16 protein-coding genes are annotated in these 17,310 nt (G+C 48.7%); 11 read left to right on the top strand and 5 right to left on the bottom strand.

Annotated elements, in window-relative coordinates; genetic code table 11:
- Window positions 1-63: 63 nt before the first annotated feature.
- Entirely contained in the window at window positions 64-1,137 is a 1,074-nt protein-coding gene (gene ylbJ, locus M6D81_RS19685; RefSeq protein ID WP_262678698.1) for a sporulation integral membrane protein YlbJ, read from the bottom strand.
- A 416-nt stretch (window positions 1,138-1,553) separates the two neighbouring features.
- Between ylbJ and M6D81_RS19680 the strand changes: the two genes are divergently transcribed.
- Both M6D81_RS19680 and M6D81_RS19675 read left to right on the top strand, forming a co-directional pair.
- Window positions 1,554-1,943: a globin domain-containing protein gene (locus M6D81_RS19680; protein ID WP_262678697.1), complete on the top strand. Its 390-nt coding sequence runs from the start codon at window positions 1,554-1,556 to the stop codon at window positions 1,941-1,943.
- A gap of 5 nt (window positions 1,944-1,948) precedes the next feature.
- Window positions 1,949-2,671: a DUF2225 domain-containing protein gene (locus tag M6D81_RS19675; protein WP_262678696.1), complete on the top strand. Its 723-nt coding sequence runs from the start codon at window positions 1,949-1,951 to the stop codon at window positions 2,669-2,671.
- 145 nt (window positions 2,672-2,816) lie between these two features.
- Here M6D81_RS19675 and M6D81_RS19670 read toward each other — a convergent pair whose 3' ends face one another.
- Entirely contained in the window at window positions 2,817-3,053 is a 237-nt protein-coding gene (locus M6D81_RS19670) for a hypothetical protein (protein ID WP_262678695.1), read from the bottom strand.
- The gene (locus M6D81_RS19665; RefSeq protein ID WP_262678694.1) at window positions 3,053-3,214 is read right to left on the bottom strand and encodes a YycC family protein; all 162 of its coding nucleotides are present in this window, start codon (window positions 3,212-3,214) and stop codon (window positions 3,053-3,055) included. The genes M6D81_RS19670 and M6D81_RS19665 overlap by 1 nt, the downstream gene beginning before the upstream one ends.
- A gap of 164 nt (window positions 3,215-3,378) precedes the next feature.
- Between M6D81_RS19665 and M6D81_RS19660 the strand changes: the two genes are divergently transcribed.
- Window positions 3,379-5,178: a M3 family oligoendopeptidase gene (locus M6D81_RS19660; protein WP_262678693.1), complete on the top strand. Its 1,800-nt coding sequence runs from the start codon at window positions 3,379-3,381 to the stop codon at window positions 5,176-5,178.
- Window positions 5,179-5,241: 63 nt separating this feature from the next.
- Here the strand turns inward: M6D81_RS19660 and M6D81_RS19655 are convergent, their stop codons facing one another.
- Window positions 5,242-5,718 (bottom strand): GyrI-like domain-containing protein, encoded by a 477-nt coding sequence (locus M6D81_RS19655; RefSeq protein WP_262678691.1) that lies wholly within the window; start codon window positions 5,716-5,718, stop codon window positions 5,242-5,244.
- Window positions 5,719-5,746: 28 nt separating this feature from the next.
- Window positions 5,747-6,226: a hypothetical protein gene (locus M6D81_RS19650; protein ID WP_262678690.1), complete on the bottom strand. Its 480-nt coding sequence runs from the start codon at window positions 6,224-6,226 to the stop codon at window positions 5,747-5,749.
- 162 nt (window positions 6,227-6,388) lie between these two features.
- Between M6D81_RS19650 and M6D81_RS19645 the strand changes: the two genes are divergently transcribed.
- From M6D81_RS19645 to M6D81_RS19610, 8 genes are all read left to right on the top strand, one after another.
- Window positions 6,389-7,357: a helix-turn-helix transcriptional regulator gene (locus M6D81_RS19645; protein WP_262678689.1), complete on the top strand. Its 969-nt coding sequence runs from the start codon at window positions 6,389-6,391 to the stop codon at window positions 7,355-7,357.
- Window positions 7,358-7,763: 406 nt separating this feature from the next.
- The gene (locus tag M6D81_RS19640; protein ID WP_262678688.1) at window positions 7,764-8,750 is read left to right on the top strand and encodes a hypothetical protein; all 987 of its coding nucleotides are present in this window, start codon (window positions 7,764-7,766) and stop codon (window positions 8,748-8,750) included.
- Between the two features lie 280 nt (window positions 8,751-9,030).
- Window positions 9,031-9,936, top strand: coding sequence for a hypothetical protein (locus M6D81_RS19635; protein WP_262678687.1), 906 nt, complete (start codon window positions 9,031-9,033; stop codon window positions 9,934-9,936).
- 50 nt (window positions 9,937-9,986) lie between these two features.
- Complete coding sequence (locus M6D81_RS19630; RefSeq protein WP_262678686.1) at window positions 9,987-11,021, top strand: serine hydrolase domain-containing protein; 1,035 nt, start codon at window positions 9,987-9,989, stop codon at window positions 11,019-11,021.
- Between the two features lie 37 nt (window positions 11,022-11,058).
- Entirely contained in the window at window positions 11,059-14,124 is a 3,066-nt protein-coding gene (locus M6D81_RS19625) for a glycosyl hydrolase (RefSeq protein WP_262678685.1), read from the top strand.
- Between the two features lie 6 nt (window positions 14,125-14,130).
- Window positions 14,131-15,027 (top strand): glycoside hydrolase family 172 protein, encoded by an 897-nt coding sequence (locus M6D81_RS19620; protein ID WP_262678684.1) that lies wholly within the window; start codon window positions 14,131-14,133, stop codon window positions 15,025-15,027.
- A gap of 18 nt (window positions 15,028-15,045) precedes the next feature.
- Complete coding sequence (locus M6D81_RS19615) at window positions 15,046-16,158, top strand: glycoside hydrolase family 172 protein (protein WP_262678681.1); 1,113 nt, start codon at window positions 15,046-15,048, stop codon at window positions 16,156-16,158.
- Between the two features lie 60 nt (window positions 16,159-16,218).
- Window positions 16,219-17,229: a hypothetical protein gene (locus M6D81_RS19610; protein WP_262678679.1), complete on the top strand. Its 1,011-nt coding sequence runs from the start codon at window positions 16,219-16,221 to the stop codon at window positions 17,227-17,229.
- The last annotated feature ends 81 nt before the right edge of the window (window positions 17,230-17,310 follow it).

Raw genomic sequence — 17,310 nt, 5'->3', positions numbered from 1 at the left:
TGCGAATTCAATGTGCGGATTGCTGATGGCAGACGGTTCATATGCGGGGTCCTCCAGTCCCATCTACGGTCCCAGAGTATCCCAGAGCAGATAAACGAGGAGCATCGAGATGAAGCCGTGCAGCAGACGAGAGAGCAGCAGCGGCTTGTAACGAATAGGGGTGCGGCTTAACAGGCTGACGATCTGCGCATGAACGGACAGTCCGCCCCATGACAATATCCAGGCCGCAATAGCGGCCTGATGCATCAGGCCGGTGCCCGCCGTACCGGCAGAGCGGGCGCCCAGCGTCACTTCGAACAAGCCGAAGATGCCGGCATCGGCAAGCGGCTGCGGCAGTCCGATCAGCTGGAACAGCAGCCGCAGCAGTTCGGTCAGCCCTTCCACGAACCCGGCATGGGTGAGCATCTCCAGCACGACAGAGAAGAAGACGACGAGGCCGCCTACGACGATCATCAGCCGAAGGGCCGATCCCACGGCGTCCTGCAGCAGCTTGCCGAGCTGCCTGCCGTCAAGCAGGCGCGCTTCGTGCATGGCCCGGAGCGCCGCATACAATCGGCTGCGGCGCACTTTGGCTGCAGCAGACGTCCGCGTGTCGGGTGCCGATTCATGCCGCTCATGGCCTCGGCCGTGGAAGCGCATGAGCAAGCCGATGATCAGCCCGCCGCCATAATGAGCCGCGGCGAGCAATGGAGCGAGGGCGGCATTATGGAAGAATCCGATGCAGACGGCCCCGATAAGAAAGACAGGATCGGAAGTCGTAGTGAACGCCACGAGCCGTTCGCCTTCCGTTCGGTCAATAAGCCGTTGTTCCCATAGCTGTGCCGTCAGTCGCGCGCCTACCGGGTAGCCGGACATATAACCCATCGCGACGACGAAGCCGCCGATGCCGGGCAGTCTGAACAGGGGACGCATGAAGGGATCAAGCAGCTTGCCGAAGAAGTGCACGATGCCGAAGCCGAGAAGCAGCTCGGATATGACAAAGAACGGGAACAAGGCGGGAAACAGGACGTCCCACCATATAGCCAGTCCGCGTAGCGAGGCATGCAAGGTCTCTGCAGGATAATAGGCCATAAGCCAGGTGATGAACAGTGCGGACATTGCGGTAAGAGATAGCGGATGAGCAAGCGTGCGCAGCATATGCCGTTCTCCTTCTCCATGAATTTGTACAACCTCTACTATACATATATGAGCGTTTAAGCTTGCCCATCACTGATTAACGTTCACGATGAACGGCAAATGTGCGGAATTGTCAGAAAGCGGTTGCAGTAAATGGTCCCTTTTCTCTCCCGTTTATGGTACAATAGTAACAACTTAAAACGCTTGGAGTGATGAACATGAGTATTGTCGCCGGCTTAATCGCTTGCGCTTTTGTCTATGTCATCAAGGCGTCCATTACGCAGCCCCGTGACGATAACTATAAATTTTGAATAGAGGAATAAATACCTAGCCCGCGTCCCGATGCGGGTATTTCTTTTTATTCCCTTCAATTGCCTCTTCAAAAAAAGTTCAAAAAACTAATACAAAATACCTACAAAATGGAGATGGAAATGACGATGAATAGGAATATAAGCCTTTATGAGGCGATCGGCGGAGAGAAAACAGTACGGGCGGCGGTTGAGTCTTTTTACCCAAAGGTGCAGGCGCATCCATTAATTGGACACTTGTTCCCGGAAGACATTGAACCCGTTATGGAAAAGCAGTATCAGTTTCTTTCTCAGTTTTTTGGAGGTCCATCGCTTTATTCCGATCAGTACGGGCACCCCATGATGCGCGCCAGACACTTGCCGTTCCCGATCACGCCCGAGAGGGCGGAAGCTTGGCTGGACTGCATGAGAAGAGCGCTTGAAGAGATAGGTCTTGAGTCTGAGCTTCGGGAGGTCGTGCTGCATCGGTTGTCCGGACCGGCGCATCACTTTGTGAATACTTCAGAAGAGGAGACGTGAACGATATGGAACCGCTGTACGAGACGACCATTACCTGCATCTGCTGCGAGACGCCTTTCCTTACTTCCAAGGTCAGACCCAGCTTTAAGAAAGCAGCCCATGTCGATTCCGATTTTTGCGGACATTATGCTAGCGGCGTCAATCCCGACTTTTACGTCGTAAGAGTTTGTCCCAAATGCGGATTTTCGTTTACGGAGAACGGCTTCGAGTCGCTGACCCGCGAGCAGAAGGAACGCTATTACGAGAAGATGGGGGTCTATTGGAACGGGAAAGGGCAGGGTTTCAGCGGAGAGCGTACAGCGGAGCAGGCCATGCTCACCTATAAACTGGCGCTGCTGGCCGGACAGGCTACAGGAGCCAGAGATCGTATTATCGCGGGTATTCTGCATCATATTGCATGGCTTTACCGGTATGAGAACAATCAGGAGCAGGAGCGCAGGTTTTTGCAATACGCGCTGGAGGCTTACATATCCGTATACGAGACGGAGGGCGTCTCGCTGAACAACGCGAAGCTGATGTATCTGATCGGAGAGCTGAATCGCAGAGTAGGCGAGCATGCCGAAGCGGTGAAATGGTTCTCTCGCATCGTGAACGACAAGCGGATTATGGATGCCGCAATGATTCGGGCGAGCCGTGAGCAATGGCAGCTGATTCGCGAGGAGATGGAAGAGGAGCGTCAAGGCAAGCGCAGGGACGACTCTGCTCCCCAAGCGGCGAACAGCGCATAGCGGCCCGGACAGCGAACCGGGTGGCGATGAGGAGAGCGGCTGCTTAAGCGGTGAACTGCGAGAGGAACGGCAACGCGGCGCACAAGCATGACGCCGTACATAGCAGAAAGCGTCGAACAACGCATGTCGCCTTCTCCTCCGCGCCTTACAAGTCGCGCAGAGGAGCGTCTGCCAGCAAGTAGTCGCTGTCCGTATCGATGATGGTCGCTTTGTTGTGGCAGCAAGGAAATACGAGCAGATGCTTCTTGCCATCCCGGATGACGGAGAGTTGCTTCGGCTTTATGGGCAGAAGCACGTTGTCCGCATGGCAGAAGGGGCAGTTGGATACATAGAGATCGTTCATAATCCGTTCATAAGGCCATGTGTTCTTGAATGGTATCATTATTCCTCCGAGTCCTTCTTCTCTGCTTCGCTATTCGCCAGCTCGGCAAGCTTCTGCATCAGAATATGGCGCGGCATGTGCATGAGCTGCTCGATTGGTACGCCCAGCTGCTTGGACAGCTTGACGGCGGTGTCCGCGGAGATTTGCAATGGCATCGACATGGTATTATTCCTCCAATCTGTATATAATAAGTTATACACTGCCTGGCAGCTAAGCGCAAATGATAGTGGCTACCAGGGCGATAAAACTACCTTTAACGCTGTCGCGCATCATTGGATGGCCTGGATAAAGGTTTTTTTCATTTTTTTGGGTGAGGTGAGTGGAGATGTTCAAGGAAAATGTTCCGCTGCAATGGGATATGGATGCCATCTATCCGGGCGGATCGCGCTCCGCAGCGTTTGCGGAGGAACTTCAGGAGATGGAGTCTTCCATAGCCAAGTTGAATGGGGCGCTGGAGCAATCGCTAAGTGGAGCGCAGCCTGTAATGGCTTCCTCCTTGCGCGAGATGACGGACTTCGTGGAAGGCATTCTGTTGACTCTTCGTCAGTCGGAATCGTTCGTCTCATGCTTGATGGCGCAGGATGTGAAGGATAGCGCTGCGGCGGGCCTGAACGACCGGGTCAAAACGATAGCGGCCCGATATGCGTCCGCAATGACCCGCTTCGACAACTTGCTGGGTTCCGTTGACGATGAGTCGTGGCAAGAGCTGATGAACGATGGGAGGTTGCGCGGCGTGGCGTTCAACCTGAGCGAGAGAAGAGAGCTCGCCAAGCTGAAGCTCGCTCCGGAGCTGGAAGCGCTCGCCGGCGACTTGGCAATTGACGGCTATCATGGTTGGGGAGATTTCTATAATAGGCTTGTATCCCGTGCCGCATTCAAAGATATCGACAGTGACGGCAACGAACGGGTATTGTCAGCGGGGCAAATGCATAATCGCTTGTCCGATCCGGACAGAGCTGTAAGGCAGAGAGCGTTCCAGGAGTGGGAGCGCGAATGGGACGAGCTGTCGGAGCTGAGCGCGGAGACGCTGAACCGGATCGCGGGCTTCCGTCTGAAGTTGTATGACAAGCGGGGCTGGAATTCGGTGCTGCAGGAACCGTTACATATGAATCGCATGAGCGAAGCGACGCTGGGGGCGATGTGGGCAGCCGTGGAGGAAGGCAAGAAAGTGCTGGCTCCGTACTTCCGGCGGAAAGCCGAGCTGTTCGGCGTTGACCAGCTGGAATGGCATGATGTGGAGGCGCCGATCGCATCCTCTTCGTCAGTTATTCCGTTCCAGGAGGCGGCGGAATTTATTGTGGAGCAGTTCCGCTCGTTCAGTCCGGAGATGGCGGAGTTCTCCGAGCAGGCATTCCGAGACGGCTGGATTGAAGCGGAGGATCGCGCGGGCAAGCGTCCCGGCGGCTTCTGCACATCCTTCCCGAAGAGCGGCCAGACGCGCATCTTCATGACGTATTCCGGGACGGCTTCCAATGTGTCAACATTGGCGCATGAGCTGGGACATGCCTATCATCAGCATGTCATGAACGATTTGCCGGCTCTGTCTCAGGAATACGCGATGAATGTGGCGGAGACGGCGTCGACGTTCGCCGAGATGATCGTATCGGATCGGGCGCTCAAGGCTGCGGAGGACGATGCGGAGAAGCTAAGTCTGCTGGAGGACAAGATCGGACGCTCCGTGGCGTTCTTCATGAATATCCATGCGCGATTCCTGTTCGAGACAAGATTCTATGAGCGAAGACGCGAGGGGCTGGTTACGGCGGAGGAGCTGTGCGACTTGATGGAGACGGCGCAACGGGAAGCGTACAGCGGGCTGCTGGGCGGAACGCATCCTTACTTCTGGGCGTCCAAGCTGCACTTCTACTTAACGGATGTGCCGTTCTACAACTTCCCTTACACATTCGGCTATCTGTTCAGCGCCGGGCTGTATGTTCGCGCTATGCAAGAGGGCGAGGGCTTCGCGCAGAAGTATGTCGCCTTGCTACGGGATACGGGGCGGCTTACGGTGGAGGAGCTGGCGAAGAAGCATCTGGATGTGGATCTGGAGGAAACGGAATTCTGGCGTCAGGCAGTGGGCTTAACGGCTGACGATGTAGCATTGTTTCTGAAGATGACGGAAAAATAGAATGAAACGGCAGCCTGCCGGAATTCGATAGGCTGCCGTTTCTTTGGACAAACGATGGCGAACTTATTTTTTAACTACGGGCACCCAAAATTCGCCGTAGAAAGTGCCGTCGCCGTTATCTTTGCGATAAGTCGCATTTGGACCGCCGATGTAAGCATAATCTGTGATTTGGGCCAAGACTTCGCCAAATGCATGGTAAGTCAACTGGTCAAATAACGTTTCCTTGTCGCCTGTCCTGGCGACCACGATGTATTCGCTCTCTGGAAACTCGATGACACGCGTTGCGTCAGCCACTGATTTTCTAGCCTCTACCGCAAAATAATTCCACGGTTTGCCTTGATAAACCTCATTGACCGACCATTCGAGATCATCTTTTGCCGCTTCTTTGAGTTTGTGAAATCGCCCGTCAGCCTTGAGTCTATCCCAGAACTCGGCTTTTTCCTTTTGCAAAGCCGCCATGTCCTGAAAATTCGATTGGATGGAAAAGCCATACGCGGTCAATGTGAATGATTTTTTGTGTTCCAGTGTGTAATCTGCCATGTACATGCTCCTTTTTGAGTCCGTTAAATTATGCTTCGACCATTTTAACGCGAAGCCACATTTCGCCGTAATACTCGCCGTTTTCAACTGCTCTGACGAAGGTTGCGTTACCGGGGCCTACGTATTTGTACGCGGTGATTTCTTCCAGCATGCCGCCGAAAACGTTCCCGGTGATTTCGTCGGCAAGTCGGTCTTTGTCGGCGCCACTGCCGGGCACGACAAGGTAATCGCCGGCGAGGAAGTCGAGAACGACCGCGCCTTCCACGTTGAACTCGCCCATCACGCCGAAGCCGCGCCAAGCTTTGCGGTCGACGGCATGGTTGATTTGATATTCTTGTCCGTCAGCGAGCGCCAGAAGCTCAGCAAGCTTGCCGTTCTCGGTAATTTCTGCTTTTTTTGCTGCCGTTTTTGCCGCATTGCCTGCCCAGTCGTTGTAGTCTTCAAGTGTAACACCGAAAGCAGTCATTTTGTAGTTTTCCGTGATGGTTTTGATGGAGTAGTTAGTCATCGTTTTCGCTCCTTTTTGGGATTTAATTTACAAGTCTGATTCTATTTGCTGAATGTATCAAAAAAAGATACTCTTTATTGCGAATCAAATTATTACGTGTCAAAACGGTTGGGTTTTTCTAGATTGCCTATTTTTTTGGCACATTTTTGATACAATATAACCATGAAGAAAACAGAACGAGTGAACCTGATCATGCGCTACATCAATAACCGCGCCCATTTTACGATTGCCGAGATTCAGCGGGAGTTCAAGATCTCCCGCGCGACGGCGATCCGAGACATTAACGAAATTCAGGCGATGGGTTTCCCGTTGACGACCGAGCTTGGGCGCGGCGGCGGCTACCATGTCCTGCAAAACCAGTATCTACCTGCCGCACGCTTCACGCCGGATGAGCTGAAGGCCATTTTCATCAGCTTTATCGCCTCGAAAAATTCACAGCTTCCCTATTTGCAGAATCGCCGCTCGATTACTGAAAAACTGATCGGCATCGCGTCGCAAACCCAGCAAGACGAGCTGATTGAGCTGAATAACATCTTGCTTTTCGAAAATACCAATCCCGCGAATCCGAGTCTACTGGAGCTCGATGACGCGGCGCCCGCGGAGCTGAATCAGCTCATTTCGCTTGCCGTGCGGGATAAGCATTTGCGAGTGACGTATGAGGTGAGTGTCGGCTGGCCGCAGTTGTTGGATGTTTATTTGCTGCATATTTTCAACTCGAACGCGCAGTGGCTGGTCGAGGTTTATGATTTGGACACGGATGAGTTTCGCTATTTGCCTGTTGACATGCTGCGGGATTCGGCCATTTCCGAGCGAGAGTTAAAGTGCTCGGAGCAAGAGATTTTAAACAAAAAGTTGCTTCGCGCACGGGAGGCCAATCTGGTTGTCAAGCTTGATGCGACGGGAATACAGCGATTTAAGCGCATGCACCCGCCGGGGATCATTTTGTCCTTTACCGGGATGTTTCAGTCGAGCGGGATGTTCAGCGTTCAGCTGGATGTGGCCGATGCCGAGGCTCTGGCGTATTATGCGGATTGGCTTTTGTTTTTGGGGAAAGGGGTTCGGTTTGAACGGATTCCTGATGAACTCCGAATTTTGTTGGAAGAGCGTTTAGCTCAATTAAGATTTTCTTGATAGCAAACACTGGATTCCATTATAGGATCCTCCCCATTGCGGTAGCCACGATGGTGTTGTACCTCGATAATCCCCAGCTTGTTTTGCCATCTGGTCATTCTGATCCCGTTTCCTTATCTGACATTCCCTTGCGGCACCGGCTCAGCGCATGGTTCCGAATACGTTGAAGATATCACTTGAATATGTTGGGATTCCCCATGCGACTTCAACCTGCTGTGGTGGGTTAGATTGAAGCTCTTCGTCAGGTGCTTCTTTCTGCGATAGTCGCTGGGGATGTTCCTTTTTATGCTTCCGAAGCAAGCTACGGCAGTTCTCATCTCGATTGTCCATATCATTGTCCGGTTAAGCCAAGCTTGATTCCGGAAAATTTTATAAGATTGAGTTAGATAAAGGAGGGATAAACAAGATGAATGTGAAGATGGTTACGGAAGAAGTCGAGGAGTCCTCGCCAGGACCAACGGGACAGGAGGCAATCACTGTGATAAGCAGTCAGTCAATGAATAAAAAGCCAATGTTATTGCCCAAGCATGTGGATGCAATCGATCGTTATTTCATTAAAGATTATGACCCCTATGTAAACGATGATTTTCATTTTATTATACGCTGGCAGACGAATAAAGAAAATGAAGCAACATCCGATTTTATCCCATTTTGTCATAACATAGGGGAATATACGGGAGTGGCGCCCGCAGGCTCTCTGGAAAAAGTGCAAAGGGGGATGCAGGTGCCGGGGAACCCGCTTGAAGTATCCGGATTCCAATTATTTGATACGACAGGCGGAAGTTTGATGAATAGCTGGCAAACGCCTTACAGGGAAATTAAGGGCGGCGGACAAAATGTTGTGTTTGGCTATGCGTATTCGGAAGGGCCCTTTCTTTGGAGAGGACGGAACTCCGGTATTATTCTGCAAGGCGAGATGCAAGTCCCGTATTTTCAAACGTGGAAACAGGAAGCGTCAACAATGACACCCGTCGGTCAGCTTAGTTATATCGTATATATGTTGGATACTACGACAGATATTACGATAGCGATGGTTATCAATGCATTCGATAATCGCGAGCAGCTGCCGAAAGAAACCGTCATGCATGATACATTTGTTTCATTTGTATCTACACATTTTTCTGCAAACAGATACATTACCCCTGTAGCGGAATCTGCAGGCTGGAGAAATAAACCGAACACGGGCTTTGAGCTTTTTGCAGCTGCTGTAACAGCGGGAAATATAAGTATGATTGCGGAAGATATCAACCATACCCATCAGCAGCAGCTTTCTTTGAATGCTGCCGACTATTGCTTGAAATCGGTAGGCATATTACAAGAAACTTTTCGAAAACCTGGAGATCAGGTCGCAATGGGGATGTCGTTCAAAGATTTTTCATTGTATAGCATATAATTATGACAAAGAAACCTACGCGATGAAAAAGTGTCGGGTTTCTTTTTTCATCATGATGATGTTAGGTTTGTTATTCTGTCTCAATAATGCAATGATTCGTCTCGATAGTCAAAGAAGATTGAAGTCATATTATCTATAATGAATGAAAGCGCTGTTATCAAGCGCTAATCCAAAGCGAAGAAAGGCTGGTCATAGAATGAAAAAGCTAATTGCTCTGCCAGTATTATTGCTGCTTTGCATAATCGTTCCATACAGCCAATCAGTTGACGAGGTGAAAGGAATGACAGGAAGTGTAGTGCCTATCGTAGAGCCGGAATGTATTACCGATGTAACCGATAAGTTCTTTGTGGAATTCGAACCGACCCCTAAGGACACGTTCTATATGGTAGTCAGACATCAGGATAATGTATCGGTGCCTGGCAATGCTGTCTCGCTTCCAGTCACTTATAATGTCGGAACGTATACCGGCTTTACGCCGCCGGCGCCGTATGAAGATTGGCAAAGAGGAGAATTGGACGTGGCTGCTTCAGGAACATCCGCTTATCAACTGCATTGCACAAGCGGCGGAATGATGATGAACAGTTGGGATACGACATGGCAGCCCGTAACAGGAGGCGGACCAAATACCAGCTATGGGTATGAGTTTTCCACCCCTCCAAGACCTTGGGCTGCAAGTAACTCGGAGTTGTATATTCAAGCCGATTTACAGCTGCCTTGGTTTGCGCATTGGGATAATAATAGCAACGGCGACAAGCCGGTCGGGCAATTAAGCTTTGTCATTTATATGCATGATGATTCTACCCAAACCGTTATAGCTGTCGTGATGAATATATTTGATAATCGGCCGCTGGCATTGCAAGAAAAGGTGATGCATGACACATTTGTCAGCTTCGCTTCTACGTATTTGGGAGGAACGAGATATTTAACTCCGTCACCTTACTCGGGAGTATGGACGAACAATACGTGGTCCGGGTTTCAGTTTTTTCGGGCAGTCATGACAGAGGATAACTTGCTGAATATTGTCAATGACATCAACAGCGCTCATGCCGCTGGTTTATCCACGAACCCGGCTGATTATAAACTGACATCTATGGGCATTTTGCAAGAAACGTTCAGGGAAGACGGGGATCAGATTTCGATGGGAAGCTCGTTTAAAGACTTTGGCGCTTATCTGTATACGGAGTAGTCGGACTAACCGGAAGCGCAATCTGCAAGAAAGCCGGGGAGATGCCTGAAATGAGTGAGAGCCTGACTGACATAACGGAGAAAATAGATTATTTTTTGTCCTGCAAAATCAAAGAAGGGTGGTCCGATTGTTTCTCAGTAGCTGTTGCCGATCGTAACGATATGTTGTACGAACAGTATATTGGTGCGACCGATGCCACGCCGGACGGGCGCATGCAGTCCGTCAACCAAAGGACAAGATTTAATATTGCTTCTGCAACGAAACCGATAACAGCTGCTTTAATTGTCAAATTGATGGACGAAGGGGAGTTGACCCTAAGCGATCCTGTTCGACGGTTCATTCCGGAATATCCGTTCGAACAGATTACCGTTCAACATTTGCTGGATCATAGCGCCGGATATGATTGGGAGAAGACGTATTCTCCGAAGAATTTCAATGCCTTTCATGAGTATATGAACGCGATGTATAGCATCAAAACACTGAAATTTGAAACGGGAACGCGTTCGGAATATTTCTCAGCCGGCTTCAATGTTTTAATGGACATTATTCAACGGGTTAGCGCTACAGATCTGGAGTCATTTGCACAGCAGCATTTTTTTGAACCGCTCCGAATGCAGGACACATCCTTTCAAGTGCAAAAGGTTAAATACGAAAATACAGTGTTCCCAAAAAGGACAGACGGTGAAGCGGAGCTTTTCTTGGGGGATCTATTTGTTATTGGAGAGTCCGGTCTTTACAGTAATCCGGGTGACCTGTTGAAAATTGGACAGATGTTGCTTCAAGGTGGAAGCTATCTGGGGAAATCTATTTTTCATGAACGAACGGCCTCTTTTCTTCTGCAAGAATATACCGGAAACCGCTTTCGCAAAACGCCGGCATTTTGGATGAAAACGGATGTGGATACTTTTGGATGCTTTGGCGACCTGCACTCTGGCTCGGCCGTTGGGCATACCGGATACTCAGGTTGCATGTTTTGGATTGATCCGATGCATAATCGAACAGGAGCCGTTTTGACGAATAGCATTTTTTTGCATACGGATTGGAAGCGTTATAAACGTATAAATAATATGCTTATGCAATTATAAAAAAAGAATCGTTCTGTATGGCTGGGAGGAGCAGTTGGTGAAAGCGGATAAGATTTGGACGAAGGGCTGTCTATCCTTTTGGTCATGGAATGATAAATTGGATCGTGACGAGATTAAGAGACAACTGGATTATTTTCAAGCCGCGGGATTAAGCGGGGTGTTTCTTCACGCAAGAGGCGGTCTGGGAATTGACTATTTGGGACAAGAGTGGATGGATGCCGTTGCTGTATGTGTGGAGCATGCCAAGACAAGCGGCTTGGAAATTTGGTTGTATGATGAGGATGCATGGCCTAGCGGTTTTTGCGGAGGAAAAGTGCCAAGCGCCGGCGAGAAGCATCAACAGAAATGGTTAAGTTATGAAATGATTGAGACCGACAAGGCAATGTCTGACAAACGAACGGTAGGCTGCTATCGATTGAATGATGCGAAGGAATGGGAATGGCTTCAGCCTAATGAACAGTTAGCCGGCAAGGAGTCAGTCCTTCGCATTTATTATGAGGTAAACCCCTATTACAGCGATTTGCTGAATCCCGCTACAGTGCGTTTGTTTATTGACAGTACTTATGAAGCTTATAAACAGCGCTTCTCCGACTATTTTGGGACGATTATTAAAGGAATATTTACGGATGAGCCGCAATACGCAGTGGGCAAATTTCCTTGGTCAGACGCATTGGAGCAACAATTCATGGCACAACATGGTTACTCCATCAAGGAAATATTGCCTAAGCTTCTCCTTCATTGCAGTGATGCTTATAGAGAAAGGCACAGCTTTTGGAAGATGATTTCTACATGCTTTAATGAAGCCTTTGCGAAGCAAATAGCGCTTTGGTGTGATGAGAATGAGCTTTGCTTTACCGGACACTATGCGGCGGAAGACACGCTGCGCGGGCAAATGAGTGCCGTCGCCGATGTGATGCGGAAATATGAATGGATGCATATGCCGGGAATTGATCATTTGGGCAATCGAACAACAAGGCCGGTATTGCTGAAGCAAGTGGGCAGCGTAGCAAGGCAATTAGGGAAAAAACAAGTGCTGTCTGAAATGTTTGGCTGCAGCGGATGGAGCGCAACAATAGCTGATTTTAAATATATTGCGGACTGGCATTACAGTATGGGCATTAATGTGCAATGTCAGCACTTGGCTGCATACTCATTGCGCGGACTTCGCAAGCGGGATTATCCCCCGTCCATCTCTTATCAACAGCCATGGTGGAAAGACTTTAAACGATTTACGCATTATTCTCATGGCTTGCAGCAGTGGTTGCATAAGGGGGGGGAAGTATCGGACATATTAGTGCTTCATCCGCTTACTAGCGCATGGTGCCTGGAGCAACGGGAGCAAGGGGATGCGTTGTGGGAACTGGATCGAAGATTCGGAGAAATTAGTGAGCTATTGCTTCAGATGAATATCAATTATGACTACGGGGATGAGTTGCTGCTGGAAAGGTACGGCTCACTTGAGCGCGATAGGTTGAAGCTGGGTCGTATGAGTTATAAGGCTGTTGTGTTGCCTTCTTTGCTATCTATTGAAGAGAGCACGTTCGCCATGTTGCAACAGTTTAAAGCGGCAGGCGGAATGATTATAAGCGTCGGACAACTGCCGCATCTTATTGGCGGAGAGCAGTGTGAGGAGCTGCAGCAATGGTGCAAGCAACAAGTGACGAGAGTGATGCCGACAAGAAAGGCATTGGAGGCAGTCCTTGGTGGACTGGAGCGCCGCTTGCGCATCTATGACAAGAATGGAACGGCTAACTCTTCTATATACAGTTATGAAAGAAGAAACGATGACGAAACCATTTACTTCTTATTGCAAACAACCGAAGCCTCAGGATGGTCAGGACATATGGAGGTGCAGGGGAAATGTTCAGTCGTAAGAGTGAATCCGGAAACAGGCGAGCAAGCGAAGCAAGCGGTGTTGCATCGAGGCGGAAACACGATATGTAAAATGTCTCTGGAAGCAAGAGAGTCTGCGATCATATGTACACTTCCGTTAGATGCCGGCGTTAATGATAGGGAACATCACGCTAGTCCAATCATTCAACCAGAAGAGCGTTCGCAATCGATTATGTCCCCGGTCTGGAAGTTAAATGCTGCAACCGCAAACCAGCTGACATTAGACAGCTGCCAATATCGAATTGCAGGCCACACGGATTGGAGCAGCAAGAAAAATCATCTGCATATTCAAGAAGAATTGTCGGAATGGAACCAGGATTTGGACATTGAGCTTCGATACGAATTTGATATTGAGCAGGATTACAACTTGCTGTTGCCGTTCAAACTTGCGTTGGAGGATTTGGACGAGGTGCAGATCTATTGCAATCGAAAGCCCGTTCAGTTGGAGCGGCATGAAATCTGGTTTGATCCCGCAATCAAACAAATTTCATTGGAGAGTTATATAAGAAAAGGCCGCAATGAACTAATCATCCGACGTGAATTTCGCAGCGGTGGAAAGTATGTTGCTTACTTGGAAAACGAAGATGTATTTGAAACGGAAAAAAATCGGTTTCATCAAGAAACCGAGCTTGAGTGCTTGTATCTGATCGGTCATTTTTCGGTCGCTTCAAAGCGCGGCATGAAAGAAATAGCCACCGGGATTTATGAGGCTGCAGCCGATGGTTTTTCTCTATCCGCGCTGCCTGAATATATCCATGCGGAAGATTTAACCTCTCAAGGACTGTGCTTCTTCGCAGGGACTGTCGAGATCGAACAAGTATGGATATGTCAGACAAAGCCCGATCAGGCAACGTTGGAACTGAAGGAGCCATATGCCGCAACAGTCGAGCTATATGTGAATGGGCAGTTGGCAGGACGAAGAGGATGGGCGCCTTATACATTCGATATGACTTCATTAATCCATAAAGGCAATAACGATATTCAGTTACGTCTGACAAGCGGATTACGCAATTTATTAGGTCCTCATCATCATTGCAAAGGTGATGTCGGCTTCGTAGGTCCAAGCATTTTCAAAGGGAAACGGGGATGGGAGGATCACATCTATGATTATTCGCCGCCCGACCATACTTGGCGGGATGAATATTATTTCATCTCATTCGGTACAGGACATTCACCCGTCATCACTTTACGTTGTGGGAGTGAGGAATGAATACAGATGAGCATAGAGGTGAATCGACTTTACTTGCTAAATCGCGGAATTCGATCGAAGAGAATGTCCAGCTACGAGAAAAGCGGCGGCAGCATGGATTGTATAGCTATCGATGCGCACAGTTCTTATGATATCGCTCATTTGAAAGGAGCGGGAGTCATTAAGCATATCTGGATCACGATGTCTTGCGAGGACCTCATGATCAGAAGGAATGCAGCGATAAAAATGTATTGGGATGACTCGGAGCATCCCAGCGTAGCGGCACCTATCGGCGATTTCTTCGGCCAAGGCTGGGGAGAGAAGTACAACTGCATGACAACACCTCTTTCCGCCGCTCCTGCGGAAGGAAATGCGTTAAATTGTTATTTTCCCATGCCTTATGCCAATGGAGCGAAAATAGTCATTGAGAACGCTTCTGATTGCCCGATCTCCCAGTTTTTTTACTATGTGGATTATGAGGTGCATGCTTCTATACCGGAAAATGCCGGTCGTTTCCATGCATGGTGGAATAGAGGGGGAACCACTAGCGATAATGGGAATTACTTGTTTGCAGCTATTGAAGGGCAAGGAAAGCTCGCAGGCATTCACTGCTTTATTGATAATCCTTCAACGGAATGGCATGGAGAAGGAGCGATTGAAGTTTTCATTGATGGCGAGCGATGGTCGGCATTTAATACAGCCTGGAGTACGAAGGGGAACTGTCAGCATCCCTATTACGGTCTGGCAAGAGGAAATGAACATATGGGCCAGGTGGGGCGTACGCATGGTTATCGCTATTTCATTGAAGATCCTATTTATTTTGAGAAGTCATTGCGTGCCAGTATCGAACGGGGGCATGCTGCGATGCCGACATTGGATATTGCCTCTGTAGCCTACTGGTATCAATTGTGTGTTCAAAAGTAATGAGAGGGTGCGAGTGAAATGATGAATGGACTAAATCAGTTATATCGTGTAGAGAAGGGAATCAAATCCAAACGAATTTCAAGTTATGATCGTACAGGAGGCAATAACGATTATACGGAAATCGAGGCGAACGCTGTTAAAACGATCGCTGAAATGGAAGGCGCGGGAATTGTCAAACATATATGGATGACAATGGCCAGCGATGATCCGATGCTTCGGAGGAATGCAATCATTCGAATGTATTGGGATGGTTCCGAGCATCCCAGTGTCGAGGCGCCAATCGGCGACTTTTTCGGACAGGGCTGGGGAGAGAAATATAATTATATGACAATCCCGCTATCTGCGGCGCCGGCGGGCGGGAATGCGTTAAACTGCTATTTTCCCATGCCCTTCAGTAAAGGCGCGAAAATAACGATTGAAAACGATTCCGATATTCCCCTGCATCGTTTTTATTATTATGTGGATTATGAGGAGCATGCTTCTATACCCGAGAATGCCGGTCGTTTTCATGCGTGGTGGAATAGAAAAGTGACTGCTCCTGTACATGATATAGAGAATGAATGGGGGACGCTCGGGCCGGAGTTTTTGAATCCTTCTGATAAGGACAATTATTTGTTTGCAGAAATTGAGGGTGAGGGGAAATTGGTCGGCATCCATTATTTCGTCGATAATCCGGGCCCCATGTGGTATGGCGAAGGAGACGATATGTTTCTGATAGACGGTGAAGCATGGCCAGGCTCCTTACATGGTACAGGAACAGAGGATTTCTTCAATACGGCCTGGTGCCCGAAGGAAAACTATCAGCATCCCTATTACGGCATAGCCAGAGTGAATGAACATATGGGCTGGATGGGACGCACACATTGCTATCGTTATTTCATGGAGGACCCTATATATTTTGAAAAATCTTTGCGAGCGAGCATCGAGCACGGACATGCTAACGGACTAACACTGGATATCGCTTCGGTTGCTTACTGGTATCAATTGGAGGTTCATAAGAAGTTTCCGGAAATCGCACCGCGTGAGCAAAGACAAAACATGCCTCCGATCGATATCGCACAAATGCATCGCTGGCGTCATGCATGGCGGGAGTCGAAAGGCAAAGGGCTGCTATGGGGACACGAACAGTAGGAGATGATCTTCCAAGCAGGTCGTTGCTTGCTATCACATGGAAAGGATGTGACATGCTATATGAAAAGAGGTATCCCGCTTTGCGGAATTTATTTAGTAATCATTATGGTTATTACCAGTTGTGGGAACGCTTCTAATCTTAAAGAAAGCAATGATGGCATTGAAGCAATTGCATCTCCTGAATGTATCAATGACTTGGACGGCAGATTTTTTGTCGATGCTGAACCTACCCCGAAAGATACTTTTTATATGATTGTCAGGCATCAGGACAACAGCTCAGCTCCAGGAAACGCAGTAAGCTTGCCAGTCCATTATGACGCTAGTATTCATACTGGATTTAAACCTCCCGAACCATATGAAAAGTGGCAGCTTGGAAAGTTTGATGACGCATCATCCGCTTCCTCGGTATATCAGTTGCATTGTAAAAGCGGCGGCATTCATATGAATAGTTGGGATACAACCTGGAAACCTGTCGTTGGGGGCGGCCCCAACACAATTTACGCCTACGAGTTTTCTGAACCTGCATTCCCTTGGGCTGAAGAGGGGAGTGAACTGCAGCTGCAGGCTAATTTGCAGCTTCCTTATTTTGAATTATGGGATATCAATAAGAATGAGCAGAAACCTGTCGGCCAATTAAGCTATGTTATTTATTTGCATGATCATACTATTCCGCATGCGATTGCTGTAGTCATGAATATTTTTGACCACCGTCAAATGACACCTGTAGAAGCAGTGCTGCATGATACAGGCGTTAGCTTTGCTTCAACCTTTTTTGGAGGAACAAGGTACTTAACCCCGGCGTCGGACTCAGGGGAATGGACGAATCAAACTTGGAAAGGATGGAAGCTTTACCGTGCAGTTATGACAAAAGATAATTTATTAAATATTGTAACGGATATTAATAAAGCCCACTCGACACATTTATCCCTGAACCCTGCCGATTATAAACTTACGGCTATAGGCATCATGCAAGAAACATTTCGAGAAGAAGGAGATCAGGTTTCAATGAGCAGCTCTTTTAGTGATTTTGGAGCGTATCGGGTTACTGTGCCAAAAGATCGGAATGAGTAGTGGGAAGGGGTGAATTTTTTTTCAAAAAGCTGTCCTTTTTGACCGATATGCTGTCCTTTTAATTGATGAATAAATTGGTTT

Source organism: Paenibacillus sp. J5C2022, assembly GCF_025567625.1.
Classification (GTDB): Bacteria; Bacillota; Bacilli; order Paenibacillales; family Paenibacillaceae; genus Pristimantibacillus.
The sequence above is the reverse complement of the archived record's forward strand: the minus strand, read 5'-3'. Positions and strand labels throughout refer to the sequence as shown.

Excerpts from the sequence above, each read along its gene's own strand:
- ylbJ (WP_262678698.1), bottom strand. The coding sequence starts at position 1,137 with ATGCTGCGCACGCTTGCTCATCCGCTATCTCTTACCGCAATGTCCGCA.
- M6D81_RS19680 (WP_262678697.1), top strand. The coding sequence starts at position 1,554 with ATGAATAGGAATATAAGCCTTTATGAGGCGATCGGCGGAGAGAAAACA.
- M6D81_RS19675 (WP_262678696.1), top strand. The coding sequence starts at position 1,949 with ATGGAACCGCTGTACGAGACGACCATTACCTGCATCTGCTGCGAGACG.
- M6D81_RS19670 (WP_262678695.1), bottom strand. The coding sequence starts at position 3,053 with ATGATACCATTCAAGAACACATGGCCTTATGAACGGATTATGAACGAT.
- M6D81_RS19665 (WP_262678694.1), bottom strand. The coding sequence starts at position 3,214 with ATGTCGATGCCATTGCAAATCTCCGCGGACACCGCCGTCAAGCTGTCC.
- M6D81_RS19660 (WP_262678693.1), top strand. The coding sequence starts at position 3,379 with ATGTTCAAGGAAAATGTTCCGCTGCAATGGGATATGGATGCCATCTAT.
- M6D81_RS19655 (WP_262678691.1), bottom strand. The coding sequence starts at position 5,718 with ATGGCAGATTACACACTGGAACACAAAAAATCATTCACATTGACCGCG.
- M6D81_RS19650 (WP_262678690.1), bottom strand. The coding sequence starts at position 6,226 with ATGACTAACTACTCCATCAAAACCATCACGGAAAACTACAAAATGACT.
- M6D81_RS19645 (WP_262678689.1), top strand. The coding sequence starts at position 6,389 with ATGAAGAAAACAGAACGAGTGAACCTGATCATGCGCTACATCAATAAC.
- M6D81_RS19640 (WP_262678688.1), top strand. The coding sequence starts at position 7,764 with ATGAATGTGAAGATGGTTACGGAAGAAGTCGAGGAGTCCTCGCCAGGA.
- M6D81_RS19635 (WP_262678687.1), top strand. The coding sequence starts at position 9,031 with ATGACAGGAAGTGTAGTGCCTATCGTAGAGCCGGAATGTATTACCGAT.
- M6D81_RS19630 (WP_262678686.1), top strand. The coding sequence starts at position 9,987 with ATGAGTGAGAGCCTGACTGACATAACGGAGAAAATAGATTATTTTTTG.
- M6D81_RS19620 (WP_262678684.1), top strand. The coding sequence starts at position 14,131 with ATGAGCATAGAGGTGAATCGACTTTACTTGCTAAATCGCGGAATTCGA.
- M6D81_RS19615 (WP_262678681.1), top strand. The coding sequence starts at position 15,046 with ATGATGAATGGACTAAATCAGTTATATCGTGTAGAGAAGGGAATCAAA.
- M6D81_RS19610 (WP_262678679.1), top strand. The coding sequence starts at position 16,219 with ATGAAAAGAGGTATCCCGCTTTGCGGAATTTATTTAGTAATCATTATG.